Here is a 24,514-nt window from a genome sequence, read left to right on the forward strand (position 1 = left end):
TCCCCAACCGATTTAAACAGTTTAAAGGCGGCCTTATGCCATCGTTCCCGGGCAAATCAAAGTTTTTTTGCCAGAGCCTCCGCCTCCACATCCGAGGCCGCGAGATTGCGCAGGCGAAGCCGGTGCTCGCGGTGGACGATGTAAAGACCGCTGGCAACGATGACAGCGGCGCCGATCAGCGTCCAGCGGTCGGGGAACTGGTTGAAGATGAGCCAGCCGGAGATGATCATCCACACCATCTGCGAATAGGGATAGGGGGCGAGCGCGGTCGTGGTCGCACGCCGATAGGCCTGCACGAGCAGCCAGTGGCCGATGCCGCCGAACACGCCGAGCATCAGCAGGATGAACCAGTGCCAGCCATCATGCGGCAGCGAGAACGAGAACGGCAGCATCGGCAGCAGCAGCACAGCGGGCGCCAGCGCCGAGAACAGGATCAGGCTCTCCGACGTCTCCGTCGCCGACATGCGGCGCGTCATGATGACGTAGAAGCAGTTCGACATCATCGAGCCCAGGGCAAAGAGATGACCGATGCCGAAAACGCCGACGCCCGGCCGGGTGATGATGAGAACGCCGGCAAAGCCCGCCAGGATCGCCAGCCAGCGCCGCCACCCCGCCCACTCGCCGAGCAGCGGACCGGCGAGTGCCGTGATCACCATCGGGCCGAAGAAATAGATCGACGTGGTTTCTGCCAGCTGCAGGGTGCGCAGCGCCAGGATGTTGAACATGGTCGAGCCGAACAGGAACAGACCGCGCAGGACATGCGCCGGCAGGTTGACTGGGCGAAAGCGCCGGGGATTGCGCCATCCGCGCAGCAGCGTGCCGACCAGCACGACATGTACGGCAAAGCGAACCCAGGCGACGATCAGGGCCGAGACGCCGGCAAGGACGAGGTATTTGCTTGAGGTGTCGAGGAAGGTGAAGAAGACATAGGTGGCAAGCATGCAGAGGATCGCCACCGGGGGCGTCGCGCTTTCAACTTGTCTTTGGGGAGCACTCAACTGCGGGCCGGATCGGGAGCAAGGCGGGGACGCCCACCTTTGCGGGAATTGTCGGTTTCCGGCAAGCCAAAAGCGGCTGGCACACAAGAAGCGGCGCCGACTGACCCAGTCCCTGCTCCCACAATACCGTCAGGGATGCATGCGGGCGCCCTTGGTGATCTTGTCAACGAGCTTCTTCTCGGCGCGGAGCGCGATGCCGACGACCTTGGCATCATCGGGCGCGAATTGTGCGAAGACAGCGCGGTTCGCCAGATCGTGTCCGGTCGAGAACATCTCCTCGACATAGAGCGAGCTTGTCACGCCGCGCTCCAGCACACGTCGGTGGATCGTACTCAGCGCCGGGCGATCGGCCGACAGCACGATGACCGGCTGGATCGACAGCGGATTGTAGAGATTGCCGGAGCGATCGCGATAGGGCTCGCCAATGATGCCGGGGAACTGCGCGACGATGCCGCTGGTCAGGAAAGCGGTGACGTTGAGCTTCTGCCAGACTGGAAGATCGTCGACGAGCACGATTGCAAATTTCGTATCGAACATGAGACATTTACCGTTTCGAGGTTGCGCCCCAATCCGAGGCGGAAGGAAGCGATGTCGCCCGAAATAGACAGCCAGGCATTCCAGGGTCTTGGACGTTTGTGCGAGGGGCCGACGGAAAACCGCATCATCACCGCCCCCAGCACTACTGGCATGGAGCGGATCGAGGCACGGTTCCATGGCAATGCCTTCGACCTGCACCGCCACGACACCTATGCGATCGGCGTGACGCTGCATGGGGTGCAGAGTTTCCGCTATCGCGGGACGACACATCACAGCCTGCCCGGCCAGATCATCGTGCTTCATCCCGATGAGCTTCATGACGGCGGCGCCGGCACCGAAGATGGCCTGCGCTACAGGATCCTTTATCTGGAGCCGTCGCTGATGCTGGACTGCCTCGAGGGTGCATCGCTGCCATTCGTGCGCGACGCAGTACTGACGGACCCCGTTTTCTGTACAACGCTGCTGTCCGCACTGGGGCCGATCGACAGGGAATTGGATGACCTGTTCGTCACCGACTTCGTCGCGCAGCTGATGCAAAGCCTGGCCCGGCATGCCGGCCAGCCGGCCAGGCCGATGCTGAAACCGGCGTGGCGGGCCGCCCGGCTGGCGCGCGACTATCTGGAAGACAATATTGCGCGAAGCGTTCGCTCGGAAGAGTTGGAGGCGATTACCGGGCTTGACCGCTATGCGTTGTCGCGGCATTTCCGCGCCGCCTTCTCGACCAGCCCGCACCGGTTCCTGGTGATGCGCCGGCTTCAGCAAGCGCGTCGGATGATCGAGATCGGCGAACCCCTGGCGCAGATCGCCATAGCAGCGGGGTTCAGCGACCAGAGCCATTTCAACCGGCAATTCAAGAAGGCGTTCGGCATCACGCCGGGGCGCTGGTCGTCACTCGTTCACGGCAACGACGCAATGGTCGCCTAGAGCAGGGCTATTCGTCGGACTCGGCGTCGTCGTCGACGAGCACCATTTCCTCGTTCAGCAGGTTCGCCTCGATCCGCGCGAGCAGCTTCAACAGCGCCTTCTGCTCTTTCTTGTCGAGACCCTTCAGGGCCTGCTTTTCGGTCTTCTTCACCGACTTCTCGATGGCACGGATGGTTTCGCGGCCGGAGTCGGTGAGGAAGATATGCGCCTGGCGGGCATCGGCCTCGGACGCGCGCTTGTCCAGGAAACCCTGGGCCTGCAGCCGGTTGATGGTCTTGGTGATGGTGGGCGGGCGCACGCCAAGCCGTCCGGCGAGATTGCCGGGCGTCTGGCCGTCCTCGCGGTCGAGCGCCAGCATGATCTGGTCCTGGCCGGCATAGAAACCGTGCGCCAGCAGCCGCGCCGCCAATGCCGTACGCGCCAGCCGCGCCGCAGAATGCAGCCGGCTCATTGTCGCAGTCTTATCCGCCTTGGCCATGGTCATCCCTCTTCGGCCACACCGGTGAGAGCAGCATAGCCGCAGCCAGCCGGTTGGCAATCGACGATCAAAAAGATTCCGGCGCCGCAAAACAGCTTTGCCGGCAAGCATTGGAGTGCCCGCCGTGGCTAATGCCAGATGTTTATTTCAGTTAGATGACAAACGACTTTTTTGCACGGGGGGCTTTTGAGCGAGCGGGCGCGCGCAGGTGAAGGCCGATCAGGCAGCCTTCACCGCGACGACCATCATGGCCTCATAGGCTTCCGCCTTCTCGCGCAGCGCCGCCTGCGACAGCGGCCCAGCCTGCCTCGCGATGCCGTCCCTTGCATTCGACGTATCCCGCCTGCCGGGGCGGTCATTGTAGGGCGCAACAGTGGTGAATATCTGCTCACTGAGGCTGTCGGGAAAGAACATCTGGCCGGTCATCACCGAGTTGTCGGTTAGAAAGATCTTGAAGTGGATGTGTGTGGTGCGGCCTCGATACCAGCCGGGATAGATGGTGGCGAAGGAGACGATGCCGTTGGCGTCGGTCTTTTGCCAGCCACGCAGGAACGTCAGGCCGGAGGTGTCGACATCCTGGCCGTCGCCCTGCCCGGGATATCCGGAATAGGCGCCTTGGGCGTCGCAATGCCAGATGTCGACACGCGCGCCGTCAAGCGGGCGACAGGCGGCATCGACGATCTGCAGCCGCACATTGAGGGCAACGCCCTTCTTGCCTTCGGTGATATCGGCACGTTCGAGTTTCGGGTCGAAATAGAACGGACCCTCTGTGACCTCCGGCGTGATGGCGCAGACGCCGGCGCCATTGTCGAACAAGGCAAGCCCCGCATAAGGCGAAGCCTGCTGCGCCCCGGCAGTGGCCGGTAGAAAGACGCCACCGCCCGCAGTCACTGCGATCAGGCCGAGCGCCTGCCGCCGATTCAACAGGAAAGAGGATGGCTTGTCGGACATCTGACGCCTCCTAATTCGTTCGAACGGCCTCCCTGCCGCATATCTAAGCAAGGAACCCGCCCATCACCAATGAAAGTTCGGTAATGTCGGCAGGCCCTTTTGGCCTATCGGTTTGCCTCGTGCAAAACGGCCGGGAGCATCCTATATGGATGCCAACAATCCAGTTTCGAGGCCCGGACTTTTTTCAAGGCCCAGATTTTTTCGAGGCAAGCCATGAGCGACGCACAGACGCAGATTCCCGTAACCGTTCTCACCGGCTATCTCGGCGCCGGCAAGACGACGCTGCTCAACCGCATCCTGTCGGAGAACCACGGCAAGCGTTATGCGGTCATCGTCAACGAATTCGGCGAGATCGGCATCGACAACGACCTGATCGTGGAATCCGACGAGGAAATCTACGAGATGAACAATGGCTGCGTCTGCTGCACGGTGCGTGGCGACCTGATCCGTGTTGTCGAGGGCCTGATGCGTCGTCCCGGCCGCTTTGACGCCATCGTGGTCGAGACGACCGGCCTTGCCGATCCGGTGCCGGTGGCGCAGACCTTCTTCATGGACGACGACGTGCGCTCCAAGACCAGGCTCGACGCCGTGGTGGCGCTGGTCGACGCCAAGCACCTGCCGCTGCGGCTCAAGGATTCCAAGGAGGCCGAGGACCAGATCGCCTTCGCCGATGTCGTCGTGCTCAACAAGACCGATCTGGTTACGCCGGAAGAGCTGGCCAAGGTCGAGGCGACGATCCGCGCGATCAATCCAGCGGCCAGGATTCATCGCACCACGCGCGCTGGGGTGGCGCTGTCCGAAGTGCTCGACCGCGGCGCCTTCGACCTTTCCCGGGCGCTGGAAAATGACCCGCATTTCCTCGAGGCGCATGACGATCATGACCATGATCACGAATGCGGCCCGGATTGCGATCACGACCATCATCACCATGATCATGACGGCCACGATCATCATGACCACGCGCACCCCTCGGCCATCCATGACGTAACGGTGCAGTCGGTGTCGCTGCGCGGCGGCGAGATGGATTCGAAGAAGTTCTTCCCGTGGATCGAGAAGATCACCCAGATGGAAGGCCCGAACATCCTGCGGCTGAAGGGCATCATCGCGCTCAAGGGCGATGACGAGCGCTATGTCATCCAGGGCGTGCACATGATCATCGAGGGCGACCACCAGCGCGCCTGGAAGGATGGCGAGAAGCATGAGAGCCGACTGGTGTTCATCGGCCGCGACCTCGACGCCGAGCGGCTGAAGAAGAGTTTTGAGGCTTGCCAAGCCTAGGCGAGGTCTGGCAGCGCAACTCAAGGAGGCTTGAATATTTCGCGATGTACACATATCATGTGTACATCGTGAGGGATCCATGCCTAGATCAGCAGACAACAAGACCGACCGCTACCAAATCCGCATTCCCCCCGCGCAAAAGGCGATGATCGCTCGTGCCGCGGCACTGTCGCATAAGGACATGGCCGACTTCATCCTCGACAAGATCGTGCCCGAAGCGCAGGCCGTGATCGAAGCGGCCGAAGTGACGAAGGTATCCAGCCGCGACTTCACGCGCATCCTCGACCTCTTGGAGCACCCGCCAAAACCCAATGCCAAGCTCAGGGCAGCCATCGCCGCCCTTCCGGATACTCTGTGACGCTTCCGTCCTGGCACGAGGAACCCATTGCCAAACGGCACGATAGGGCTTCCTTCGATTGCGGCGATGCGCAGATGAACAATTTTCTGCGGCGGTTCGCGCGACAGAGCCACGATCAGAACGCCGCCAAGACCTTCTGCGCGATCGATGACACTGCTCCGGAGCGGATACTCGGGTTCTATACGATCGCACCGTCGGCCGTCGCTCATGAGACCGTTCCTGAAGCGATGACGAGAGGCTTGGCGCGACACGAGGTTTCCGGCTTCAAGCTTGCCCGACTTGCGACCAACCACTCCGTCGCCGGGCAAGGGCTCGGAGGGCAACTGCTTGCCGCCGCGGCGTTGCGCTGCCTGCGGCTTGCCGCCGAGGGTGGCGGCATCCTGCTCATCATCGATGCCAAGAGCGAGCGGGCCGCAAGGTGGTATGCCAGCTATGGAGCCGAGCGCCTCCAGGGACCGGATTTAACCCTGGTGATGCCACTGGCAACGTTCGCAACCGATCTGCGGGCCAAGGGACTGCTTTGACAATGGTCTCTCGCCACTTCGCCGATCCTCCTGGTTGCCGGAACCGCAAACGTCGAGTAAGCCGCCCGAGCGCCTATGCAATCTCGACCGGATGAACAAAGATCACCATGCCCACAGTCGCCCCGCTTGACCTTGAAGGCCACTGCATCGCCGCCGTCTTCCTCGGCGACGTGCCGCATTTCGCGCTGGCCGATGGCGCGGTGCATCGGCTCGACCATGGCCACAAGACGGTGCAGGCCAATGACGGATTGCTTGCCGCCTTCCACGATGCGGCCAACGATCGGCTGATCACTGGCGGTGAGGACGGCAAGGTTTTTGCGATCACCGCCGGCGGCAATGCCGCCGAACTGGCCAGCGCCGGCAAGAAATGGATCACCAGCGTCGCCGCCGGGCCGCAGGGCGCCATCGCCTATGCCACGGGCAAGACCGCTTTCGTGCGTTTCGCCGATGGCAAGACCCGGGAATTTACGCATCCGCGTTCGGTCGAGGGGCTGGCGTTCTCGCCCAAGGGCATGCGCTTCGGCGTCGCCCGCTACAATGGCGCGACGCTGCATTTCCCGGCCGCCGAGGGCAAGCCTGTCGAGCTTGAATGGGCGGGCGCCCATACCGGCGTCACCTTCTCGCCGGACGGTGCTTTCCTCGTCACCACCATGCAGGAAAACGCGCTGCATGGCTGGAAGCTCGCTGACGGCAAGCACATGCGCATGACCGGTTATCCCGGCAAGGTCAAAAGCCTGTCGTGGAGCGTGAAGGGAAAGTGGCTGGCGAGTTCCGGCGCGCCGGCGGCCATCGTCTGGCCGTTTTCGGGCAAGGACGGACCGATGGGCAAGGCGCCGCTGGAACTCGGTACACGCGGCAACGCGATGGTCACCGCCGTCGCCTGCCATCCAAGCCAGGACGTCGCGGCGATCGGCTATGACGACGGCATGGTGATGGCGGTGCGCTTTGCCGACACCAAGGAAGTGCTGCTGCGCCGGCCGGGCAAGGGCGCGATCACCTCGATGATGTGGGACAAGGAAGAGCGCCGCATCGCCTTCGGCAGCGCGGCCGGCGACTGCGGCGTCATCGACATCGCGGCCTGAGACGGCACGGCCGGGGCCATTATCTGCTGCGTGCGCCGAGGACAACCTTCCGGCGCAGCGACAACCCATCGCGCATGTTGAGCGATAACAGAGTGATGTTGAGCGCGCCGGCGACGAGTTCGACCGCCTGAAGGCCAAGGAACGCCGCATCGAAGCGCCCCGCCTGCGCCCAGCTTGCGAGCACGATGGCCGAAGGCAGGAGCACCAGCAGGCCGTTGGCGGCGACGATGCGCATGCGCCGCTTCTTGGTATTGATCACCTGGTTCTTCCACCCCTTGCCGAGTGAGAAGCCCGATGCCACGGCAATGATCATCGCCGGAATGAGCACGGCCATGCCGGCCAGCACGCTTGTCTTCACCATTGTGATCGCCGCCGCGTCGCCAAGCAGTTCGACCGTCACCGTCGACAGCCAGAAGGCCGATACGGTGAGAAGCGCCACGGCGCCAGCGGCTGCGTGGATTTTCGTTTTCATGCCTTCCTCCATAGCATGCTATATATCATTGCATAGCATGCTATTCAACTGATATCTGGCTGACATGGCATTTCAGAAGGAACGATCCGCCGGTTTCCTGGCGAACCATATGGCGCGGCTGTTCGCAAATGGCCTGCAGCAGCGCATCCGGCCCCTGGGGCTGGCGCCCGCCCAGTTCATGACGCTGCTGGCGCTGTGGGAACAGGATGGCCTGACACAGCGGGAGCTGGTGCGGCGGCTCAGCGTCGAGCAGGCGACGATGGCCAACACGCTGATCCGCATGGAGCGCGACGGGCTGATCGAAAGACGATCGCATCCTGAAGACGGGCGCTCGCAGTCGATCCATCTCACCGCGAAAGCCATTGCGCTCCGCGAACCGGCGACGCAAGCGGCACGTTCACAGAACGAGGCGGCGATGGCCGGATTCAGCGCGGATGAAAGGCAGCTGTTTCTCGACCTGATGCGCCGCGCCATCGCGTCGATGCAGACGGACTGACGCAGCGGATCGGCGAAAACTCACTCGGCGCCGCAGGAGACCTTGCCGCTGAAATCGACGGACTTGCGGTCCGTGTCGGCCGTACTGTCATAGACAGTAAGCGTATACTGCCCGTCATAGACGCCTTCCTCCGTGGCCTTTGTCAGGATCGTCAGTTCGACGGAGCTGAACATCTTTGATGCTTCGTGCTCGTGATAGACGAGCAGTCGCAATTCCCTGTCGTCGAGCCAGTACTGCGTCAGGTTGGAATTCTCGAACACCGTCTTGCGCAAATCGTCGCCTATGGGTCTGCCCAGAATTTCAAGGCTGCCGCGAAAATTGAAGGTGGGATTGCCCAAGCCGTTGGTGACACCGGCGTCGAGCTGGAATTTTACCGCCGCATCATCAGCGGAGCACCAGATGCCGCCGGAAGCGAAAGCAGCATTGGCTGACAGCAACAGCATGGTCGCGCAGATGATCGTCCGCATGTCTTCCACTTCACGCCTGTGCGATTGCATTGAGGCTGACCTCTGCGCCTGGGTCAAGCACCCAGTACCGCTGAGCCAACACAGAGCCATCGCGCGGCCAATTGCGGTTCGGGATGCCTATTGGCTAGAAGGAGCCAACGAGAGGGGTATCCATGCACAGCATCGACAATTCGAAGACTTCCATCGGCGGCATCAGTGCTGACCGCGTCGCCGAACTGCGCGACACCGAGGGTGAGGTCTTCCGAAAGGCGCGGCCGAAATCGGCGGCCAAGGTCGGCAATGGCCTGCCCGGCTTTTTCGGCGGCGTGCCCATGCACTGGATGAAGGACTGGCCGACGCCGTTTCCGATCCTGGTCGAAAGCGCCAAGGGCGCGGGCATCACCGATATCGATGGCAACAAACTCGACGATTTCTGCCTTGGCGACACCGGTTCGATGTTCGGCCATTCGCCGCCGCCGGTGGCGCGCGCCATCCGCCGCCAGGCCGGGCGTGGCCTGACCTACATGCTGCCCTCGGAGGACGCGCTCGCCATCGGCCCACTGCTGCAGGAGCGTTTCGGCCTGCCCTTCTGGCAGATCGCGACGACGGCGACCGATGCCAACCGCTTTGCGCTGCGCGTCGCCCGCGCCGTCACCGGCCGCGAGAAGATCCTCGTCTTCAACGGCTGCTACCACGGCTCGGTCGACGAGACGATGGTGCGGCTCGTCGATGGCAAGCCGGTCAACCGGCCGGGACTGGCAGGCGAGTTCCGCGACCTGACCCGCACGGCGAAGGTCATCGAGTTCAATGATGTCACCGCCCTGGAGGCCGCGCTCAAGGACAGGGATGTCGCGTGCGTCATCGCCGAGCCGGTGCTGACCAACTCCTGCATGGTGCTAGCCGACGCCGGTTACCACGATGCATTGCGGCGTCTGACGCGTGCGGCAGGCACATTGCTGCTGATCGACGAGACGCACACGATCTCGACCGGCCCCGGCGGCTACACACGCAAATATGGCCTGGACCCCGACCTGTTCGTGCTGGGCAAGCCGATCGCCGGCGGCGTGCCCGCCAGTGTCTGGGGCATGAGCGACGACGTCGCCACGCGCTATGCCGACTACAACCGGACCAAGGAACCCGGCTATTCCGGCATGGGCACGACGCTGTCGGCCAACCCGCTGCAATTCGCGACGATGCGCGCCACGCTCGAAGAGGTGATGACCGAAGAGAATTATGCACGGATGGACAAACTGGCGCAGCGGCTCGACGTCGGGCTCAGCGCCGCCATCGAGCGCCACCGCCTGCCCTGGCATGTTGCCCGCGTCGGCGCCCGCGTCGAGTTCATCTGCGCGCCCGGCCCGCTGCGGAATGGTGCCGAGGCGGAATCGGCGCACGCGCCCGAGCTTGAGGCCGCCATCCATGTCGCGCTGGTCAATCGCGGCGTGCTGATCGCGCCTTTCCACAACATGATGCTGATCTCGCCGGCGACATCAGCCGCGCAGGTGGACCGGCTGATCGCCGCCTTCGGCGCGGTTGCGGCAAAGCTTGCGGCATGAGACAAGCGCGCGAGCAAAACCAGAGTGCCATCATGACCTCACCTTCGGGCTCGACGCCCACCGAGGCGCAAGCCTTTCTTGACGCTCATCCCGAGATCGAGGCCTTCGATATCGTGCTGACCGACGCCAATGGCGTCGGGCGCGGCAAGATCGTTCGGCGGCACGAATTGATGAGCATATTCCAGGGCGGACGGCACATGCCGATCTCGATCCTCGGCCTCGACATCACCGGCGAGGATGTGCACGAAACCGGGCTGATCTGGACGACGGGTGACGGCGATCTCAGGGCATGGCCGATCCCTGGCACGCTTGTGCCGCTCTACGGCACGAACCCGGCGCGCGGCCAGGTGCTGATGGCGATGTACCAGCTTGACGGCCAGCCCATGTCTTCCGACCCTCGCCTGGCGCTGGCGCGACAGGTCGAAATCCTTGCGGCCAAGGGCCTCTATCCGGCAGGCGCCTTCGAGCTCGAATTTTTTCTCCTCGCCAACGAACGCGATGCCGATGGCAAGGTGCAGCCGGCGCGCGCCGTGCTCGATGGCCGTGTCTCCGGCAAGACCGAAGTCTATTCCGTCGACCATCTGCACGGCATGGAGCCGCTGTTCTCCGACATCTATGCCGCCGCCAAGGCGCAGGGCATTCCGGCCGAGACGGTCATTTCCGAATACGCTCCCGGCCAGTACGAATTGACGCTGAACTACCGCAAGGATGTGATGCGGGCGGCCGACGACCTGGTCATGCTGAAGCGGCTTGTGCGGGCGCAGGCGCGCCGCCACGGCGTCACCGCCTGCTTCATGGCCAAGCCGATCGAGAAATATGCCGGCTCCGGCATGCATTTCCATGTCTCGCTGCAGGACAAGGCCGGCCGAAATGTCTTCGCCGAAGCCGGCGGCGAGAGCTGGTCGCTGCCGCTGCTCCAGGGGCTCGGCGGTCTCATCCAGACAATGGCGGAGTCCATGCTGGTGTTTGCGCCGCACGCCAATTCCTGGCGCCGCTTCGTTTCGCAATCCTATGCGCCGGTGGCGCCGACCTGGGGCGTCAACAACCGTTCGGTGGCGCTGCGCGTGCCGGCCGGCGACGCCAGGAACCGGCGCATCGAGCATCGGCCGTCCGGCGTTGATGCCAACCCCTATCTGATCGCGGCGACCGTACTGGCCGGCATCATCAAGGGCCTCGATGAAGGCCTCGATCCCGGACCAGAGACGACCGGCAACGGCTATGAGTCTGCGATCACGCGCACGACGATGCCGGTGGATTGGCGCGCGGCGATCGAGGCGGCCAGGGCTTCCACCTTCCTCAAGGAAGCTCTTGGCGAAGACCTGCACCGCACCTTCGTGGCAATCAAGCAGTCCGAGTACCTGCGTGTGGCACGCACGGTCAGCGAACTGGACTACCACCTCTATCTGCACGAGGTCTGAGCTCAGAAAGATCTGAGGCGGTGATCACTTTTCGCCGCCTTACATCAAATGTGGTGGTGCGCCGGTCATTTAGAACATATCATGAACGAATGACCGCACTCACCGTTCTCGAAAAGCTGGCGATCCTGTCCGATGCCGCCAAATACGATGCATCCTGCGCTTCATCGGGATCGACCAAGCGCGATTCGCTGAACTCCGGGGGCATCGGCTCCACGGAGGGCATGGGCATCTGCCATTCCTACGCGCCGGACGGCCGTTGCATTTCGCTGCTGAAGATCCTGCTCACCAATTTCTGCATCTATGATTGCAGCTATTGCATCAACCGCTCTTCCTCGAATGTGCAGCGCGCCCGCTTCACCGTCGGTGAGGTGGTCAAGCTGACCATGGATTTCTACCGGCGCAATTACATCGAGGGCCTGTTCCTGTCCTCGGGCGTCGTCCGCTCTCCGGATGAGACCATGGGCGAGATGGTCGAAGTGGCGCGGCGGCTGCGGCTGGACGAGAAGTTCTCCGGCTACATCCATCTGAAAACCATTCCGGAAAGCTCGGCGGAACTGGTCGAGAAGGCGGGGCTCTATGCCGACCGGCTGTCGATCAATGTCGAGCTGCCGACCGACGAAGGCGTGAAGAGATTGGCGCCGGAAAAGAAGCCGGAAACCATCCGCCTTTCGATGGCCAAGCTGCGCCAGAAGATGGAGGAAAAAGCCGAGCCGACGCTGAGGACCAAAAAGCGCGAACGCTTCGCGCCGGGCGGACAATCGACGCAGATGATCGTGGGTGCCGACAAGACCTCCGACGACGGCATCCTGCACACCAGCGCGCGGCTTTATGGCAGCTACCATTTGCGGCGTGTCTATTATTCCGCTTTCAGCCCGATCCCCGATTCATCGTCGTCGCTGCCCTTGCAAAAGCCGCCTTTGATGCGCGAACACCGCCTTTATCAGGCCGACTGGCTGATGCGGTTCTACGGATTCTCGCAGCCAGAAATCCTCGCCGGCAGCAGCGATGGCATGCTCGACCTCGCCATCGACCCGAAGCTGGCCTGGGCGCTGCGCAACCGGGGGCAATTCCCCGTCGATATCAACCGCGCCGACCGCGAAGCGCTGCTGCGCGTGCCGGGTCTGGGCACCAAGGTGGTGATGAAAATCCTGGAGACCCGCCGCCACCGGCGGCTGCGGCTGGAAGATGTCGGGCGCCTCTGCCAGTCGATCACCAAGCTGCGGCCCTTCATTATCGCCGAAGGCTGGTCGCCGGGCGCGCTCACCGACAAGGCCGGCTTGCGCGGCAAGATCGTACGTTCCTGCGAACAACTGTCGCTGTTTTGACCATGCAGCCGGCCGAGCTCAATCTTGCCCGATACAGCGTTCGGCTCGACAGCGAGACCGATTTTGCCGGCTGGCGCGATGCGGCGCGGCGGCTGGCGCTGAACGAGGTCAAACCCGAGGACATCGGCTGGCATGTCGCATCGGACTCCACTCAAACCGATTTGCCGGCCGTACCCGCGGGCGCGCAGCTCGCGGTGCCGCGAGACTTCATCGGGCACGCCGAAACGGCCTTCTGCCATTCCGACCCCGGCCGTTTCGCTTTTCTCTACCGGCTGCTGTGGCGATTGCGAAGCGAACCCAAATTGCTGTCGATTGCGTCGGATCCCGACACCAGGCGCCTCGAAACCATGGAGAAGGCGGTACGCCGCGATAGCCACAAGATGCATGCCTTCGTGCGTTTCCGAAAGATCGGCGATGGCGACGATGAGCGCTATGTCGCCTGGTTCGAGCCCGATCATTTCATCGTCGAGCGCAACGCGGATTTCTTCGTCAGGCGATTCACCGGCATGCGCTGGACCATCCTGACGCCCTATGCCTCCGCTGATTGGGATGGCAAAAGGCTGGCCATCGGGCCGGGCGCAGCCAAGGGCGATGCGCCGACGCAGGACGACACGGAGGCGCTGTGGCGCACCTATTTCGAGAACATCTTCAACCCGGCGCGGCTGAAGGTGAAAGCCATGCAGAAGGAGATGCCGAAGAAATATTGGCGGAACCTTCCCGAGGCCTCGCTCATTCCTGAATTGATCGCGGGAGCGGACAAGGCCGCCAAGGATATGATTGCCAGGATGCCGACGACGCCAGCGCCGCACCACGCCAAGGTGCAGGCAAAGCATTGGCCGAAGCGTGAGCCGGCCGAGGCGACGGAGGACGATGGTGCCACCACGATTTCCGCATTGCGTGAAGCAGCCAAGGGTTGCCGCCGCTGCCCGCTGTGGCGCGACGCGACGCAGACCGTGTTCGGCGAAGGACCTGACAATGCCCGAGTGATCTTCGTCGGCGAACAGCCGGGCGATCAGGAAGACATCGCCGGCAAACCTTTCGTCGGCCCGGCAGGCAAGGTGTTCGATGCCATACTGGACGATGCTGGGGTCGACCGGCGGAAAGTCTACGTCACCAACGCGGTCAAGCATTTCAAATTCGAGCCGCGCGGCAAGCGCCGCATCCATTCCAAACCGAATGCCGGCGAAGTCCAGGCCTGCCGCTGGTGGATCGACCGGGAATTCGCGCAGATCAAGCCGGATCTTGCCGTGGCGCTGGGCGCAACGGCGGCGTTGTCGCTGCTGGGCAAGGCGATCCCTGTCACAAAAATGCGCGGCCAAGTGATCGAGCGCGAGGACGGGTTGCGGGTATTGATCACCATCCACCCCTCCTTCATCCTGCGCATCCATGAGCCCGCGGACAAGGACGCTGAACGCGAGCGGTTTCTAAGGGATATGAGAGAGGTGAAGCGGCTGATGGCGGCGTGAGGTCACGGAATGGATCCCAGGGTCTCCACGACGGAGCTTCGCTCCTGCTTCGCCCAGGGATGACGAAGTTGGGAGAGCTCCGGCCAATCTCCAACGATGCGAGAAATTCGACTGTGGAAGCTTGGCCCGATGAGCGTCCAATCTGTCAAAACTGCAGCGGTTCTCTATCGAACCAGAATCGCCCTCAAATCATTGACATTCGTGCCGGTCGGGCCGGGCGCAAACAGATCGCCAACGGCATTGAATGCCGTCCAGGCATTGTTGCCGGCCAGCATCGCCTTGGCATCGACGCCGGCCGCCCGCATGCGCGACACGGTCGAACCATCGGCGAAGGCGCCGGCATTGTTCTCCGAACCGTCGATGCCGTCGGTGTCGGCGGCCAGGGCGTGGATGCCTTCCGCACCGTTGATGCCGATGGCGAAGGCAAGCAGGAATTCCGAGTTGCGGCCCCCCTTGCCCTTGGCGCGCAAGGTCACCGTGGTTTCACCGCCCGACAGGATCAGCACAGGCTTCGGGAACGGCCGGTTGCGCGTTGCCACTTCGCGCGCGATCGCGGCATGGACACCACCAACCTCGCGCGCTTCGCCCTCGATCGAGTCCGAAAGGATGACGGCGTCGATGCCTTGCCGCTTGGCTTCCGCTGCGGCCGCTTCCAGTGAGACTCCAGCCGAGGCGATCAGATGCACTTCGTTGCGCGAAAATCGCTGATCATCGGGACTTGGGGCATCGGCGACCGGCGAATTGATATGCGCCATCACCGAGGCCGGCAGCTTCATGTCATAAGCGGCGATCGACGCCAGCGCATCTTCGCGGCTACCGGTGTCGGGAACGGTTGGACCGGAGGCGACCAGCGCGGGATTGTCGCCGGGAATGTCGGAGACGACCAGCGACACGACCCTGGCTGGCCAGGCGGTCGCCGCCAGCCGACCACCCTTGATGGTGGAAACATGCTTGCGGATAGTGTTCATCGCCGCTATCGGCGCGCCGGAAGCAAGCAGCGCCTCGTTGACGGCGATCTCGTCGGCCAGCGTCAAGCTGCCGGCTGGAGACGGCAACAGCGCCGAGCCGCCACCGGAAATGAGCGCCACGACCAGATCGTCCGCTGTCAGGCCCTGCACCTTTGCCAGCAGGCGGCGCGAGGCCTCGAGCCCGGCGGCATCAGGCACTGGATGCGCCGCCTCGATGATTTCGATGCGCTCGCATTTGGCGCCATAGCCATAGCGGGTGACGATCAGCCCTTCGATAGGTCCGTCCCAGACCTTTTCGAAGGCCGCGGCCATCTGTGCCGAGCCTTTTCCCGCGCCAATGACGATGGTGCGACCCTTGGGCTTCGCCGGCAAATGATCGCGGATCGTGCGTTCCGGATCGGCGGCCGCAACGGCAGCGTTGAAGATCGATGTGAGGAAGAGCTTGGAGTCCATGCCGGTCATTTTTCTTCCGGAGCCAGTGCCAGCCCGCGCTTGTCGATGCCCAGGTGATCGCAGAGCGCATCGACCACGACAGAGTGATCCTCGCGCTCCGGCAGGCCGGACACCGCGATCACGCCGATGACGCCGGCGCCCTTCACGGTCACCGGAAAGCCGCCGCCGGCCAGCACGTAGTCGGCTATGTCCAGCCCCTCACCCACCTTGAAGGTGCGGTCGGGACGCTGCTGCTCCAGCACCAGGCGATAAGTGCTCCGGAGAAACCGCCGGACCACATTGATCTTGCGCCGCGCCCAGTCGGGATTGGAGGCGTTCGAACCGGGCATCGCTGCATAGAACAGCGGCCGGTCGAAGGTGCGGATATCAACAATGACGGGCAGGTTTTCGGCCACAGCGCGGTCGCGGATGGCCGAACCGATCTTGAAGGCCACGGCTTCATCGAAAGCCGGGAAGACAAGAGTCTCCTCCTGTTTCTTGATCAGAGCAATGTCGTCAGCAACGGCCATGTCGTTCCCCTGTCAACTTCGCCGCACGCTTTGACCGATGGCTGCCGCCGGGTCAAGCGTCTGTGCGACACCGTAGGGTCGGGCGCGCAGGTATGTCGAGATTCAGGTCAGGCCGGCATCACCTGAATATCGACATGCCTAAAGCGCCATGTCGGTCTTGGCCGGCCGCCCCGCGACATAGACTTCGCGCACGGCGCGGTCATCTCCCAGCGTCTGTAGCAGAAACAGCTCTTCCGCCAGCGTGCCCACCGTCTCCATGCGCAAGCGCATCGCCGGCGTGGCGCGGGCATCCAGCACGACGATGTCGGCGTCGGTCCCCTCATCCAGCGTGCCGACCTTTTCAGCCACCGACAGCGCCTCGGCATTGCCACGCGTCATCTGCCAGAAGGACTGGAACGGGTTCAGCTTCTCGCCGTTCAACGCGATCACCTTGTAGCCCTCGTCCATGGTGCGCAGCATCGAATAGTTGGTGCCGCCGCCGACATCGGTGGCCGCCGCGATCCGGAGGGCTTTGTCACGCGTGCGGTAGCGCTGATAATCGAACAGGCCGGAGCCGAGGAACAGGTTCGAGGTCGGGCAGAATACCGCCACCGAGCCGCTCTCCGAGAGCGCATCCGCCTCGCGTTCCGAGAGATGGATGCAGTGGCCAAACAGGCTCTTCTTCCCCAGCAGCCCGTAATGCTCGTAAACGTCGGTGTAATCGCGCGACCAGGGATAGAGTTGCTGGGTGAAGGCGATCTCGGCGTGGTTTTCGGACAGATGCGTCTGCATATGCAGGTCGGGATGTTCGCGGCATAGTGCGCCGGCCATCTCCATCTGTTCCGGCGATGAGGTGATGGCGAAGCGCGGCGTGATGGCATAGTGCTGCCGGCCCTTGCCATGCCATTGCGCGACCAGTGCCTTGGTGTCGTCATAGCCGGACTGAGGCGTGTCGAGCACACCTTCGGGCGCATTGCGGTCCATCATCACCTTGCCGGCGATGTTGAGCATGTTGCGGTCGTGCGATTCCGCGAAGAAGGCTTCGGCGGAGGCCTTGTGCACCGAGCAATAGGCGACCACCGTAGTGGTGCCGTGGCGCACCATCTCGTCGAGGAACAGCCTGGAGATGCGGCGGCCATGCTGGGCATTGGCGAACTTCGTCTCTTCCGGAAACGTGTAGGTGTTCAGCCAGTCGAGCAGTTCGGCGCCGTATGAGGCAATGATCTGCATCTGCGGAAAATGCACATGGGCATCGATGAAGCCCGGCAGCAGAAGATGCGGCCGGTGATCGATCTTTTTTGCTCCTTCGCCCGCCTGTTTCTCGACGTCGGCATAGGCGCCGGCGGCAACAATCCGGCCGTCCCGGATCAGCAGGCCACCATCCTCCTCGTAGCGCCAGGCGGAATGGTCGTCGATGGTTTCGGGCCAGCGCAGGAAGGACAGGGTTCGGCCGCGCAGAAGTGTGGTGGTCATGAAATCCGCCATGTCATTGTCTTGAGATGCCCTCGCCCGCGACGAAGAGCCTGCCCCGCCAGGCTATTTGCCCGCGCCCTCGAACCACGCCACCAGCAGCGCCCGTTCCTTGTCGGTGACCTGGGTGACGTTGGCGGGCGGCATCGCATGGCTGCGGCCGGCCTGCAGGTAGATCTCGCGGGCGTGGTTGGCAATGTTGGCGTCGGTGTCGAGCATCACGCCCTTCGGCGCGTGATAGATGCCTTCATAGGACGGCTCCTGTGCATGGCACATCGAGCAGCGCCCGAGCACGGTGTCGCGAACGGCCGGGAAATGCGCCGAGGCAATATAGACTTGGGCCTCGGCAGACGCTTTCGGCTCGCCGGTCAGCACCTTCGGCACGGTCGACAGCCAGATGATGATGATGAACAAGACAAGGGCGCCCAGCCAAGTCCAGTGCGGGTTTCCGGCGCGCTTGTGCACTGTATTGAAATAGTGCCGGATCAGCACGCCGATGATGAACACCAGCGAGGCGATGACCCAGTTGAACTGGGTGCCGAAGGCCAGCGGATAGTGGTTCGACAGCATCAGGAACAGCACCGGCAGCGTCAGGTAGTTGTTGTGTAGCGAGCGCTGCTTGGCGATCTTGCCGTATTTCGGATCTGGCTTGCGGCCGGCGATGAGGTCGGCGACGACGATCTTCTGGTTGGGAATGATGACCATGAAGACATTGGCCGACATGATCGTGGCGGTGATGGCGCCGAGATGCAGGAAGGCGGCGCGGCCGGTGAACAGATGCGTCAGCCCCCAGGCAATGAACACCAGCACGCAATACAGCAACAGCATCAGGCCGGTGTCGCTTTTTCCCAGCGGCGAGCGGCACAGAAGGTCATAGACGACCCAGCCGACGCCGATGGTTGCCATGGACAGCAGGATACCGACCGGCACCGACATTGGCAGCACGTTGGGATCGATCAGGAAGAGGTCCGCACCAGCATAGTAGACGACGCAGAGCATGGCGAAGCCGGACAGCCAGGTGGCGTAGGATTCCCATTTGAACCAGGTCAGGTGCTCTGGCATTTCGGCTGGCGCCACCAGATATTTCTGGATGTGGTAGAAGCCGCCGCCATGCACCTGCCATTCCTCGCCGAAGGCGCCGACGGGCATGCCCGGACGCTGGCGCAGGCCGAGATCGAGCGCGACGAAATAGAAGGAAGAGCCGATCCAGGCGATGCCGGTGACGACATGCAGCCAGCGCACGGCAAAGCTCAGCCAGTCCCAGAAAATCGCGAAATCCATCATTGAAGTCGTCCCTGCCAGTCCGGTGACTTTACGGGCTTGAACGCAAACGAAAAGAGGCGAAGTGTACGATGACTTTCAAAAAAAAATGGAAAATACTACAGCGCCGCGCGTCCCCTTGGACGCGCAAAGGACGCTGTAGAATATTTTAGCTGGTTCATGATCCTTTCCGAAAATCGATTCCGAATTTCGGGGGCATGAACTAGAGTCGCAACAAGCCGCAGCATGAAAGCCACGGAACCGCATGGCCTATCTCGACAACATTGCCGTTTTCGTCCGCGTCGTCGAACTCGGCAATCTGTCGGCGGCCGGCCGCGACATGCGCATTTCGCCGGCGGTCGCCTCCAACCGCATCAAGGAGTTGGAAAAGCATCTTGGCGTGCGGCTGTTCAACCGCACGACACGTCAATTGATGCCGACCGAGCACGGCAACGTGTTCTATTCCGGCGCCAAGCAGGTTCTGGAGGCGATCACCGAGGCGGAAGCCGCGGTATCCGCACTGTCCGGCCAACCGCGCGGCACCATCCGGGTCACAGCCCCCTTGGGCCTGGGACGGCGGCTGGTAGCATCGGGCATTCCCGATTTCCACGACAAATACCCCGACATCGAGGTGCGGCTGAGGCTCTCGGACCACAATGTCGACATCATGAAGGAAGGCATCGACGTCGCCTTCCGGCTCGGCATCATCGAGGATTCCAGCCTCAGGATGCGCGGCATCATGGAATGCGAGCGGGTGCTGGTGGCGGCGCCGAAATATCTGGAAGCGCGCGGTGAGCCGACGGAACCGCAGGAACTGATCGGCAAGAAGCACGATTGCCTGATGCTGCGCTATTCCGGCGCGCGCGAATATGTCTGGACCTTGCAGACGCCCACCGGTCCGCAGAAATTCGAAGTGCACGGTCCCTACGACACCGACGACGGCGATGTGCTGACCGGCTGGGCGCTGTCCGGGCGTGGCATCATCAACAAGCCACGCTTCGAGGTCGAGCCGTTCATCCGGGACCGGCGACTGAAGGTGATCCTGACCAACACGCCGCCGACGCCGGTTCAGTTCGCCGCCGTCTATCCGCACAAGAAGCTGCAGGATCCGAAAGTGCGGCTGCTGCTCGACTTCATGGCCGAGCGTTGCCAGCGGCTGATCAACGATCTCTTGGCGGGCCGGTGATGGGCTGGCCGGCAAGTGACCGGCAGTTGGCCCAGCGCCAGCGGTTGCCATCCCCGCAACCGGCGAACATAGTCCGGGTTCCATTTCGTCTTGCAGGGATCATCGATGGACAACGGCGCCACAATGCATCTTGCCGTTTCGCTGTTCCCCGGAGCCGCCGATGGATCGCCCGGGTCCGAACCTGAATTCGATCGTCTGGCGCAGCTTGTGCAAAAGGCTGAAGCAGCCGAGCTGGACATGGTTGTTATCGCCGATTCCGCGCCGGCTCCCGCTGGTGATGCCGTAAGCAGGCAGGCGCCCTTCGAAGCGACGACCTTGCTGGCGGCGCTCGCAACGGTGACGAGCAGGATAGGCCTCGTCGCCGGGGCGTCGACCATCGGCCACCAGCCCTACAATCTGGCGCGCCGTTTCGCCTCGCTCGATATCATCAGCCATGGCCGCGCCGGCTGGAATGCGACCATGGCGCAGGCCCCGCGCGAAGCGGCCAATTTCAGCCGATCGGAAGGGTTTTCGCCTGACGATTTTCGCCGCCGCACGGACGAATATATCGGCATCGTCCAGGGGTTGTGGCAGGGCTGGGATGCGGATGCACTGCTGTTCGACAAGAGCGGTGGTCGCTTCCACGATCCCGAGAAGATGCATCTGCTCGACCACAAGGGCGAGTTCTTTTCCGTGCAAGGACCGCTGAACGTCGCGAGATCGCCACAGGACACGCCGTTGCTGGTGCTGTCCGGCCTGTCGGAGCCCGACATGGATATTGCCGCCCGGACCGCCGATGTCATTCTTCTGGATGACGGACCGATCGATGGCGCGAAAGCACGCCATGACAATCTAAAGCGTCGCGTTGCCGTCAACGGGCGCGCCCCGGATGCCGTGAAGGTTCTGACGACCATCGCGCCCATCACCGATGGCAGGCCGACCATCTCCGCCGACAGGCTGGCGGGACAATTCCAGTCAAAAGGCTGCGACGGGTTCAACATCCGGATGCCAATGCAGCCTGCAGCGCTCGACGACTTCATCGATCTGGTTTTGCCGGAGTTGCAGCGGCGTGGCCTGTTTCGAGAGAGCTATCGCGGGACGACCCTGCGCTCGCATCTTGGACTTGCCGGCGGAGGTGACCAATGACCGCTGCGTCCCGCCAGATGAAGCTCGGCGCCTTCCTTTGGGCGACAGGCCACCACATTGCCGCCTGGCGCCATCCCAAGGCGCATGTCATGGCCGGCGTCGACATCGATCATTACATCCAGCTGGCGCGCACGGCGGAAGCGGCGAAGTTCGACATGGTCTTCTGCGAGGACGCCGCCGGCCTGCGCGAGGCCAATGTCGGCATCGCCAGCCAGACGTCGCGCTCGATCGGCTTCGAGCCCATCAGCTTGCTGTCGGCGCTGGCCGTCCAGACCAGCCGCATCGGTCTCGTTTCGACAGCGTCGACAAGCTACAACGAGCCTTACGGGCTGGCGCGGACCTTTCTGTCGCTCGACCATCTCAGCGGCGGCCGGGCCGGCTGGAACCTGGTCACCTCAGCCAGTCCCATCGAGGCCGCCAATTTCGGCTCGACCGGCCTCAAGCCCCATGCTGACCGCTATGAGCGGGCGCGTGAGTTCGCCGAAGTGGTGACCGGACTTTGGCACGGCGGCGCTTCCGGGCATGACGGCCAGAGCTTTTCGGTTCGCGACCCGCTCGACCTGCCGCGTTCGCCCCAGGGCGCACCGGTGATGGTCCAGGCCGGTGCCTCGGATGTCGGCCGCGACCTTGCCGCCCGCACCGCCGACGTGGTGTTCACGGCGGCCCAGACATTCGAGGAAGCCAAGGCCTTTTACGACGATCTGAAAGGGCGCATGGCAGCGTATGGACGCGAACCCGACGACATCAAGATCATGCCCGGGGTTGCGCCCGTGGTGGCGGAAACGGAAGCTGAAGCCCGCGAGAAACACGAGGAATTGCAGGAGCTGATCCCCGATGATGTCGGTGTCGCCCTGCTGTCCAGCTATCTCAGCATCTCCGACCTCTGGCGCTATCCGATCGACGGGCCACTGCCCGAACTGCCGGAGAGCGAAGGGATGAAAAGCCGGCAGGCGCTGGTCGTCGAGCAATCGCGCCGCGACGGCCTTTCCATCCGCCAGCTTGCCCGCCATTTCGCTGGGGCGCGGGGCCATTGGCGCATCGTCGGCACGGCGGCGCAGGTCGCCGACGAGTTGCAGGCGCGGTTCGAGGGCGGTGCGGCCGACGGGTTCAACGTCATGCCCTCCTGGTTCCCCGGCGAACTCGATGCCTTTGCCACGCTGGTCGTGCCGGAACTGCAACGGCGCGGCCTGTTCCGTAGGGACTACGAAGGCCGCACGCTGCGCGACCATCTCGGCTTGAAACGGCCTGCCTGAGACTGAACGACGCCTACGCCTCGTCCATCATCCGGGCAGTGCCGGAGACCCTGATCGAGTTGCCGATTTCCGGCGGAATATCGGCATGCAGGCGCGAACGCATGCCCATGTCCTCGCCCTGCACGATGTCGATCGCGCCGCCATGCGGCCAGCCTATGTCGCGCAGATAGCCAGCGAATGCGGCCGTCGAGGCACCCGTCGCCGGATCCTCGTAGACGCCGCCGGACGCAAACGGATTGCGCGTGTGGAACAATCGCGGCGTCTCGGCATAGGCAAGCAGGACCGTCACCAGCCCTTCCCGCCGCATGAAGGCCTGGCCGGCTTTCAGGTCATAGCGCATGGCGGCCAGCGCCTCGCGCGACTTGAGGGCCAGCACAAGATGATCCGCGCCGCCATGGATCAAGGCCGGTGGAATGGCCGCATCTAGATCGCCCGCTGTATAGCCGAACAGCGCCAGCGCCTCGGCAATCAACTCCGGCGAGGCAGCCTTGCTGCGTGTTGGCGGCGACTGCAACGCGGCAGCGACATTCGCGCCATCGCGGAATCCTTCGACGGTGATGCTCGCCTGGTTGAGGGTCAGCGGGAAAATGCCGTCGCCAAATTGCCGGACCAACGCCGCGCCAAGAGCTATGGTGGCGTGACCGCAAAAGGGCACCTCGGATTCCGGTGAGAAATAACGCACCCGCCAGTTGTTCCCATCGCGTGCGGCAAAGGCGGTCTCCGAGAACCCTACCCGCGCCGCGATGCCTTGCATTTCGGCGGCATCGGGCAAGACGTCGCCGATCAGGACTCCAGCAGGATTACCGCCGGCTTCTCCATCCGAAAAGGCCGCAATTTTCAGAACGTTCATATGTCTTCGCCTCGTGCTGCAATGCCGACACAGCAAACGCGATTTTCGAGCGATTGGGAAATGACGAAATCAATGAGCAGCTGTGACGTATCCGACGAGGCTAGCCGGCCATCGCCTTGTCATGCGGGGCATGATGGCCGGCATTTGATACAGCAGCATGAGTGACCAGCGCGGTCATGATCTCGGCGGCCGCAAGCGCTGCGATGACGGGCGGTCGCTTGTCCTTGACCGCATCGCCGCCGATCGGCGAGACGAGGCGGGCGAATTCGGCTTCGCTGCCATCCGCCGATTTCAGGAACCAGTTCCTGAACGTCGCTTTCTTCGTCTTCGAGCCGATCATGCCGACATAGGCGGTGTCATCGCGCTTCAGCGCTTCGGCGACGATCAGGAAATCCAGCGCGTGGTCGTGGGTGAGGATGGCGAAGGCCGCGCCTGCCGGAGCATCGCGCACCATGGCTTCCGGCATCGCCGTCAGTCGCGTCTCGACGGTTTCCGGCATGCCTTCCAGCGCCTCGGCGCGCGTCTCGACGACGACGCCGTGCACGGGAAGAAGCGCAATCGTCGACGCCAGCGCCTGGCCGACATGGCCACCGCCGAAGATATAGACATGCGGCAAGTGCGCCTCCTCGGCTTCGGCAGCCGCAACCAGTTCAGCAGCGAGGGGAGCATCGACAAGCCGGATCAGCACCTCGACGCGCCCGCCGCAGCATTGACCGATCTCCGGCCCGAGCGGCACATCGAGCGTGGCGCAGACTTCGTCGACTTCGATGCGGGCATCCCTCCCCCTGGTGGCGCGGGATCTCTCCCCCCTTGAGGGGGAGATGTCGGCGAAGCCGACAGAGGGGGTCGTTGCGGCAGTGCTCGACGCCCTCGCGGTGCCTCCTGAGAGGACCCCCTCTGACCGCTTCGCGGCCATCTCCCCCTCAAGGGGGGAGAAAAGCATCTGCCGTGCCTTGTCGATGGCCATGTATTCGAGCTGGCCGCCGCCGATCGTGCCAAGGATCGCCGCTTGCGAGACGAGCATGAAGGCGCCCTTTTCGCGTGGCGTCGAGCCCTTCGTGCTCGCCACTTCGACCAGGGCGAGCCGGCCGGCGCGGCCAAGAAAGGCTTTAAGGCTTTGCACTTTCGAGTTCATATCTCGCGTTCCCAATC

At 63.2% G+C, this 24,514-nt stretch carries 25 protein-coding genes; 13 read left to right on the plus strand and 12 right to left on the minus strand.

The window, feature by feature from the left end:
- Positions 1-56: 56 nt before the first annotated feature.
- Together ABVQ20_RS20585 and ABVQ20_RS20590 are read right to left on the minus strand one after the other, a co-directional pair.
- Entirely contained in the window at positions 57-941 is an 885-nt protein-coding gene (locus ABVQ20_RS20585) for a DMT family transporter (RefSeq protein ID WP_354461311.1), read from the minus strand.
- 186 nt (positions 942-1,127) lie between these two features.
- Entirely contained in the window at positions 1,128-1,535 is a 408-nt protein-coding gene (locus ABVQ20_RS20590) for a DUF2000 family protein (protein ID WP_354461312.1), read from the minus strand.
- A 51-nt stretch (positions 1,536-1,586) separates the two neighbouring features.
- Here ABVQ20_RS20590 and ABVQ20_RS20595 point away from each other — a divergent pair, with 51 nt between their 5' ends.
- A complete protein-coding gene (locus ABVQ20_RS20595; RefSeq protein ID WP_354461313.1) occupies positions 1,587-2,459 on the plus strand; it encodes an AraC family transcriptional regulator in 873 nt (290 codons plus the stop codon).
- A gap of 7 nt (positions 2,460-2,466) precedes the next feature.
- Here ABVQ20_RS20595 and ABVQ20_RS20600 read toward each other — a convergent pair whose 3' ends face one another.
- Both ABVQ20_RS20600 and ABVQ20_RS20605 read right to left on the minus strand, forming a co-directional pair.
- Positions 2,467-2,937, minus strand: a complete 471-nt coding sequence (locus ABVQ20_RS20600; protein ID WP_227349607.1) for a MarR family winged helix-turn-helix transcriptional regulator — start codon at positions 2,935-2,937, stop codon at positions 2,467-2,469.
- 219 nt (positions 2,938-3,156) lie between these two features.
- A complete protein-coding gene (locus ABVQ20_RS20605; protein ID WP_354461314.1) occupies positions 3,157-3,888 on the minus strand; it encodes an intradiol ring-cleavage dioxygenase in 732 nt (243 codons plus the stop codon).
- 213 nt (positions 3,889-4,101) lie between these two features.
- On the opposite strand from ABVQ20_RS20605, the gene ABVQ20_RS20610 reads away from it, so the two are divergent.
- From ABVQ20_RS20610 to ABVQ20_RS20625, 4 genes are all read left to right on the plus strand, one after another.
- Positions 4,102-5,166 carry a CobW family GTP-binding protein gene (locus ABVQ20_RS20610; RefSeq protein ID WP_354461315.1) on the plus strand — a complete coding sequence of 355 codons (1,065 nt, stop codon included), beginning with the start codon at positions 4,102-4,104 and terminating at the stop codon, positions 5,164-5,166.
- Between the two features lie 79 nt (positions 5,167-5,245).
- The gene (locus tag ABVQ20_RS20615; RefSeq protein WP_354461316.1) at positions 5,246-5,524 is read left to right on the plus strand and encodes a type II toxin-antitoxin system TacA family antitoxin; all 279 of its coding nucleotides are present in this window, start codon (positions 5,246-5,248) and stop codon (positions 5,522-5,524) included.
- Entirely contained in the window at positions 5,521-6,048 is a 528-nt protein-coding gene (locus ABVQ20_RS20620) for a GNAT family N-acetyltransferase (protein ID WP_354461317.1), read from the plus strand. Before ABVQ20_RS20615 ends, ABVQ20_RS20620 begins: the two co-directional genes overlap by 4 nt.
- A 107-nt stretch (positions 6,049-6,155) precedes the next feature.
- Positions 6,156-7,130 carry a WD40 repeat domain-containing protein gene (locus tag ABVQ20_RS20625; protein WP_354461318.1) on the plus strand — a complete coding sequence of 325 codons (975 nt, stop codon included), beginning with the start codon at positions 6,156-6,158 and terminating at the stop codon, positions 7,128-7,130.
- A 19-nt stretch (positions 7,131-7,149) separates the two neighbouring features.
- On the opposite strand, the gene ABVQ20_RS20630 is transcribed toward ABVQ20_RS20625, so the two are convergent.
- Complete coding sequence (locus ABVQ20_RS20630) at positions 7,150-7,602, minus strand: hypothetical protein (RefSeq protein WP_354461319.1); 453 nt, start codon at positions 7,600-7,602, stop codon at positions 7,150-7,152.
- Between the two features lie 64 nt (positions 7,603-7,666).
- Here ABVQ20_RS20630 and ABVQ20_RS20635 point away from each other — a divergent pair, with 64 nt between their 5' ends.
- On the plus strand, positions 7,667-8,098 hold the full coding sequence (locus tag ABVQ20_RS20635) for a MarR family winged helix-turn-helix transcriptional regulator (RefSeq protein WP_354461320.1): 432 nt from the start codon (positions 7,667-7,669) through the stop codon (positions 8,096-8,098).
- Positions 8,099-8,118: 20 nt separating this feature from the next.
- Here the strand turns inward: ABVQ20_RS20635 and ABVQ20_RS20640 are convergent, their stop codons facing one another.
- On the minus strand, positions 8,119-8,565 hold the full coding sequence (locus tag ABVQ20_RS20640; RefSeq protein ID WP_354461321.1) for a hypothetical protein: 447 nt from the start codon (positions 8,563-8,565) through the stop codon (positions 8,119-8,121).
- A 152-nt stretch (positions 8,566-8,717) separates the two neighbouring features.
- On the opposite strand from ABVQ20_RS20640, the gene ABVQ20_RS20645 reads away from it, so the two are divergent.
- The 4 genes from ABVQ20_RS20645 to ABVQ20_RS20660 all read left to right on the plus strand — a co-directional run bounded on the left by ABVQ20_RS20645 (position 8,718) and on the right by ABVQ20_RS20660 (position 14,309).
- A complete protein-coding gene (locus tag ABVQ20_RS20645; protein WP_354461322.1) occupies positions 8,718-10,100 on the plus strand; it encodes an aspartate aminotransferase family protein in 1,383 nt (460 codons plus the stop codon).
- A gap of 32 nt (positions 10,101-10,132) precedes the next feature.
- Entirely contained in the window at positions 10,133-11,518 is a 1,386-nt protein-coding gene (locus tag ABVQ20_RS20650) for a glutamine synthetase family protein (protein WP_354461323.1), read from the plus strand.
- 89 nt (positions 11,519-11,607) lie between these two features.
- Positions 11,608-12,843, plus strand: coding sequence for a putative DNA modification/repair radical SAM protein (locus tag ABVQ20_RS20655; protein ID WP_354461324.1), 1,236 nt, complete (start codon positions 11,608-11,610; stop codon positions 12,841-12,843).
- Positions 12,844-12,845: 2 nt separating this feature from the next.
- Positions 12,846-14,309: a UdgX family uracil-DNA binding protein gene (locus ABVQ20_RS20660; protein WP_354461325.1), complete on the plus strand. Its 1,464-nt coding sequence runs from the start codon at positions 12,846-12,848 to the stop codon at positions 14,307-14,309.
- A 164-nt stretch (positions 14,310-14,473) separates the two neighbouring features.
- On the opposite strand, the gene ABVQ20_RS20665 is transcribed toward ABVQ20_RS20660, so the two are convergent.
- The 4 genes from ABVQ20_RS20665 to ABVQ20_RS20680 form a co-directional block, all read right to left on the minus strand.
- Complete coding sequence (locus ABVQ20_RS20665; protein WP_354461326.1) at positions 14,474-15,739, minus strand: glycerate kinase type-2 family protein; 1,266 nt, start codon at positions 15,737-15,739, stop codon at positions 14,474-14,476.
- Entirely contained in the window at positions 15,736-16,239 is a 504-nt protein-coding gene (locus ABVQ20_RS20670) for a heme-degrading domain-containing protein (protein ID WP_354461327.1), read from the minus strand. The genes ABVQ20_RS20665 and ABVQ20_RS20670 overlap by 4 nt, the downstream gene beginning before the upstream one ends.
- A 138-nt stretch (positions 16,240-16,377) precedes the next feature.
- Positions 16,378-17,691 (minus strand): guanine deaminase, encoded by a 1,314-nt coding sequence (guaD, locus tag ABVQ20_RS20675; protein ID WP_354461328.1) that lies wholly within the window; start codon positions 17,689-17,691, stop codon positions 16,378-16,380.
- Positions 17,692-17,754: 63 nt separating this feature from the next.
- Positions 17,755-18,972, minus strand: a complete 1,218-nt coding sequence (locus ABVQ20_RS20680) for a urate hydroxylase PuuD (RefSeq protein ID WP_354461329.1) — start codon at positions 18,970-18,972, stop codon at positions 17,755-17,757.
- A gap of 241 nt (positions 18,973-19,213) precedes the next feature.
- Between ABVQ20_RS20680 and ABVQ20_RS20685 the strand changes: the two genes are divergently transcribed.
- The 3 genes from ABVQ20_RS20685 to ABVQ20_RS20695 all read left to right on the plus strand — a co-directional run bounded on the left by ABVQ20_RS20685 (position 19,214) and on the right by ABVQ20_RS20695 (position 22,512).
- Entirely contained in the window at positions 19,214-20,134 is a 921-nt protein-coding gene (locus ABVQ20_RS20685; RefSeq protein ID WP_354461330.1) for a LysR family transcriptional regulator, read from the plus strand.
- Positions 20,135-20,239: 105 nt separating this feature from the next.
- Positions 20,240-21,259, plus strand: coding sequence for an LLM class flavin-dependent oxidoreductase (locus ABVQ20_RS20690; RefSeq protein WP_354461331.1), 1,020 nt, complete (start codon positions 20,240-20,242; stop codon positions 21,257-21,259).
- Entirely contained in the window at positions 21,256-22,512 is a 1,257-nt protein-coding gene (locus tag ABVQ20_RS20695; RefSeq protein ID WP_354461332.1) for an LLM class flavin-dependent oxidoreductase, read from the plus strand. The genes ABVQ20_RS20690 and ABVQ20_RS20695 overlap by 4 nt, the downstream gene beginning before the upstream one ends.
- A 13-nt stretch (positions 22,513-22,525) precedes the next feature.
- Here ABVQ20_RS20695 and ABVQ20_RS20700 read toward each other — a convergent pair whose 3' ends face one another.
- Together ABVQ20_RS20700 and xdhC are read right to left on the minus strand one after the other, a co-directional pair.
- Positions 22,526-23,362, minus strand: a complete 837-nt coding sequence (locus ABVQ20_RS20700) for a PhzF family phenazine biosynthesis protein (RefSeq protein ID WP_354461333.1) — start codon at positions 23,360-23,362, stop codon at positions 22,526-22,528.
- Positions 23,363-23,462: 100 nt separating this feature from the next.
- Positions 23,463-24,497, minus strand: coding sequence for a xanthine dehydrogenase accessory protein XdhC (gene xdhC, locus ABVQ20_RS20705; RefSeq protein WP_354461334.1), 1,035 nt, complete (start codon positions 24,495-24,497; stop codon positions 23,463-23,465).
- Positions 24,498-24,514: the final 17 nt, after the last annotated feature.

Origin of the sequence: Mesorhizobium shangrilense (assembly GCF_040537815.1) — a bacterium.
Taxonomy (GTDB): Bacteria; Pseudomonadota; Alphaproteobacteria; order Rhizobiales; family Rhizobiaceae; genus Mesorhizobium; species Mesorhizobium shangrilense.

Excerpts from the sequence above, each read along its gene's own strand:
- ABVQ20_RS20585 (WP_354461311.1), bottom strand. The coding sequence starts at position 941 with ATGCTTGCCACCTATGTCTTCTTCACCTTCCTCGACACCTCAAGCAAA.
- ABVQ20_RS20590 (WP_354461312.1), bottom strand. The coding sequence starts at position 1,535 with ATGTTCGATACGAAATTTGCAATCGTGCTCGTCGACGATCTTCCAGTC.
- ABVQ20_RS20595 (WP_354461313.1), top strand. The coding sequence starts at position 1,587 with ATGTCGCCCGAAATAGACAGCCAGGCATTCCAGGGTCTTGGACGTTTG.
- ABVQ20_RS20600 (WP_227349607.1), bottom strand. The coding sequence starts at position 2,937 with ATGGCCAAGGCGGATAAGACTGCGACAATGAGCCGGCTGCATTCTGCG.
- ABVQ20_RS20605 (WP_354461314.1), bottom strand. The coding sequence starts at position 3,888 with ATGTCCGACAAGCCATCCTCTTTCCTGTTGAATCGGCGGCAGGCGCTC.
- ABVQ20_RS20610 (WP_354461315.1), top strand. The coding sequence starts at position 4,102 with ATGAGCGACGCACAGACGCAGATTCCCGTAACCGTTCTCACCGGCTAT.
- ABVQ20_RS20615 (WP_354461316.1), top strand. The coding sequence starts at position 5,246 with ATGCCTAGATCAGCAGACAACAAGACCGACCGCTACCAAATCCGCATT.
- ABVQ20_RS20625 (WP_354461318.1), top strand. The coding sequence starts at position 6,156 with ATGCCCACAGTCGCCCCGCTTGACCTTGAAGGCCACTGCATCGCCGCC.
- ABVQ20_RS20630 (WP_354461319.1), bottom strand. The coding sequence starts at position 7,602 with ATGAAAACGAAAATCCACGCAGCCGCTGGCGCCGTGGCGCTTCTCACC.
- ABVQ20_RS20635 (WP_354461320.1), top strand. The coding sequence starts at position 7,667 with ATGGCATTTCAGAAGGAACGATCCGCCGGTTTCCTGGCGAACCATATG.
- ABVQ20_RS20640 (WP_354461321.1), bottom strand. The coding sequence starts at position 8,565 with ATGCGGACGATCATCTGCGCGACCATGCTGTTGCTGTCAGCCAATGCT.
- ABVQ20_RS20645 (WP_354461322.1), top strand. The coding sequence starts at position 8,718 with ATGCACAGCATCGACAATTCGAAGACTTCCATCGGCGGCATCAGTGCT.
- ABVQ20_RS20650 (WP_354461323.1), top strand. The coding sequence starts at position 10,133 with ATGACCTCACCTTCGGGCTCGACGCCCACCGAGGCGCAAGCCTTTCTT.
- ABVQ20_RS20655 (WP_354461324.1), top strand. The coding sequence starts at position 11,608 with ATGACCGCACTCACCGTTCTCGAAAAGCTGGCGATCCTGTCCGATGCC.
- ABVQ20_RS20660 (WP_354461325.1), top strand. The coding sequence starts at position 12,846 with ATGCAGCCGGCCGAGCTCAATCTTGCCCGATACAGCGTTCGGCTCGAC.
- ABVQ20_RS20665 (WP_354461326.1), bottom strand. The coding sequence starts at position 15,739 with ATGACCGGCATGGACTCCAAGCTCTTCCTCACATCGATCTTCAACGCT.
- ABVQ20_RS20670 (WP_354461327.1), bottom strand. The coding sequence starts at position 16,239 with ATGGCCGTTGCTGACGACATTGCTCTGATCAAGAAACAGGAGGAGACT.
- guaD (WP_354461328.1), bottom strand. The coding sequence starts at position 17,691 with ATGACCACCACACTTCTGCGCGGCCGAACCCTGTCCTTCCTGCGCTGG.
- ABVQ20_RS20680 (WP_354461329.1), bottom strand. The coding sequence starts at position 18,972 with ATGATGGATTTCGCGATTTTCTGGGACTGGCTGAGCTTTGCCGTGCGC.
- ABVQ20_RS20685 (WP_354461330.1), top strand. The coding sequence starts at position 19,214 with ATGGCCTATCTCGACAACATTGCCGTTTTCGTCCGCGTCGTCGAACTC.
- ABVQ20_RS20690 (WP_354461331.1), top strand. The coding sequence starts at position 20,240 with ATGGACAACGGCGCCACAATGCATCTTGCCGTTTCGCTGTTCCCCGGA.
- ABVQ20_RS20695 (WP_354461332.1), top strand. The coding sequence starts at position 21,256 with ATGACCGCTGCGTCCCGCCAGATGAAGCTCGGCGCCTTCCTTTGGGCG.
- ABVQ20_RS20700 (WP_354461333.1), bottom strand. The coding sequence starts at position 23,362 with ATGAACGTTCTGAAAATTGCGGCCTTTTCGGATGGAGAAGCCGGCGGT.
- xdhC (WP_354461334.1), bottom strand. The coding sequence starts at position 24,497 with ATGAACTCGAAAGTGCAAAGCCTTAAAGCCTTTCTTGGCCGCGCCGGC.